The organism is Protofrankia sp. Cj3, from assembly GCF_917627355.1.
Lineage (GTDB): Bacteria > Actinomycetota > Actinomycetes > Frankiales > Frankiaceae > Protofrankia.
Genome location: NZ_CAKJTR010000133.1, coordinates 1 through 2,264 on the forward strand (window position 1 = coordinate 1; position 2,264 = coordinate 2,264).

Sequence of the window (2,264 nt, forward strand, 5' to 3'; positions counted from 1 at the left end):
ACGCCGAGCCCGATATCGATGCCCTCCATGTCCGCATCGCGGACGAAGCGTACGCCCTCTCGGGCAACACACCGGGCGACTCCTATCTTCGAATAGACAAGATTCTCGATCTCTGCCGGGCAAGTGGCGCCGACGCCGTCCACCCCGGCTACGGCTTCCTGTCGGAGAACGCCGACTTCGCCGAGGCGGTCATCGCCGCGGGCATGACCTGGATCGGGCCGCCGCCCGAGGCCATCCGGCGCTTGGGTGACAAGACCGCGGCCCGGCACATCGCCCTTGCCGTGGGGGCGCCGCTCGCCCCCGGCACCGCCGATCCCGTTGGCGGCATCGAGGAGGTCCTGGCCTTCGCGGATCAGTACGGGCTGCCGGTCGCCATCAAGGCAGCCTTCGGCGGTGGCGGGCGTGGGCTCAAGGTCGCGTGGAACAGCGACGAGCTGCCTGAGCTCTTCGAAAGCGCGGTCCGCGAGGCCACCGCCGCGTTCGGCCGGGGTGAGTGCTTCGTCGAGCGCTACCTGGACCAGCCCCGCCACGTCGAGACCCAGATCCTCGCGGACACCCACGGCACAGTCGTCGTCGTCGGCACCCGGGACTGCTCGTTGCAGCGGCGCTACCAGAAACTCGTCGAGGAGGCCCCGGCGCCGTTCCTCACCGAGGAGCAGCGCACGTCGCTTTATCAGGCCTCTCGGGCCATCTGCCGGGAGGCCGGCTACGTGGGCGCGGGCACGGTCGAGTTCCTCGTCGCCCGAGACGGGATGATCAGCTTCCTCGAAGTCAACACCCGCCTGCAGGTCGAGCATCCCGTCACCGAGGAGACCAGCGGCATCGACCTCGTTCGCGCGCAGTTCCGCATCGCCGAGGGTGAGGCACTCGACCCGACCGACCCGGCCCCCCGGGGGCACTCGATCGAGTTCCGTATCAACGGCGAGGATCCCGGGCGTAACTTCCTGCCGGCCCCGGGCACGGTCACCCGGTTTGTCGCGCCCACCGGGCCGGGTGTGCGGGTCGACACCGGTGTCGAGTCCGGCACCGTTATCGGCGGCGCCTTCGACTCGCTGCTCGCCAAGCTGATCGTCACTGGCGCGAGCCGGACCGAGGCGCTGGAACGCGCCCGCCGCGCGCTGGCCGAGATGGCCGTCGACGGTATGGCCACGGTGCTGCCGTTCCATCGGGCTGTCGTACGGGATCCGGCTTTCGCGCCGGGGGACGCGACCGAACCGTTCCGAGTGCACAACCGCTGGATCGAGACCGAGTTCGACAACACGATCCCGGTCTTCACTGGCGGCGCGGACGCCGAAACCGCGCCGGTGGAGCGAGAGTCGGTGGTGGTGGAGGTCGGCGGCCGGCGTCTTGAGGTTGTCCTGCCCGCTGGCCTCGGATCGGCGGCCGCTCCGGCGGCCGGTCGCGCGGCTCCGCCCCGGAGACGCTCCGGCGCGAAAGCAACGAAGGCCGTTGCTGGGAACGCACTGACCAGCCCCATGCAGGGCACCATTGTCAAGATTGCTGTCAGTGACGGCGACACCGTCGAAGCCGGTGATCTTATCGTCGTCCTGGAGGCGATGAAGATGGAACAACCGATCACCGCGCATCGGGCGGGTGCCGTGGCCGGGCTCACCGCGACCGTCGGTGCCGTCGTCTCCAGTGGCGCCGTCCTCTGCGAGATCACAAGCGACCGGCAATAGGGGTGTGGATCAAGGAAAGGGGCTGGGGCACCTGCCCCAGCCCCGCGACGCCGCACCCCCTGCTGCCGGTCGCCCCAGGGACTGATCCCGGCCGCTTCCCGGCCGGCTGACAGACTCCCGGGAAACCTGTCCGTAGGCTGGCGAGTGTGGCAGCAGGCATGGAAGCGGGCATGGAAGAGGGCCGGGTTCCCGGGGACGGGTCGGTGGACCCAGGCGGCAAGCGGCCGGTGTCACCCGAGCGACCGCCCTTTGCCGGGCTGGTGTATTACCTGGTGGGCGGAACGCTGCCCCCGCGGTACACGCCATGGGTGTCGCACGATCTGACAGGTCCGCGGTGGCGGGTCCGGCAGGCTTCCCGCCCGCCGTTGGTTATGCTGCCATTCGCGATCATGTTCGCGCTGCTACCCGGGCGGCTGGAGGTCCGGCTCACCATCTCGATCTTCCTGCTCGTCGCGACGGTGGGACTCGGATTCGCCACCGCTGGCCACTTCCGCAACCGGCGCCTCGTCCAGCACGGTCTCGCACCGGTCCTCCCGCCCGAGGAAGACGACGGCATCGACCTTTAGAGCGCCCGGCAATAGGGGA

The 2,264-nt window shown here is 69.7% G+C and carries 2 protein-coding genes; both read left to right on the forward strand.

Annotation, left to right across the window (positions count from 1 at the left end; genetic code table 11):
• Positions 1 to 1,679 (forward strand): biotin carboxylase N-terminal domain-containing protein (locus MJ783_RS16830; protein ID WP_239311392.1); only part of this gene is annotated, 1,679 nt, incomplete at its 5' end.
• A 146-nt stretch (positions 1,680 to 1,825) separates the two neighbouring features.
• Positions 1,826 to 2,245 (forward strand): DUF5313 family protein, encoded by a 420-nt coding sequence (locus MJ783_RS16835; protein WP_239311393.1) that lies wholly within the window; start codon positions 1,826 to 1,828, stop codon positions 2,243 to 2,245.
• Positions 2,246 to 2,264 lie beyond the last annotated feature (19 nt).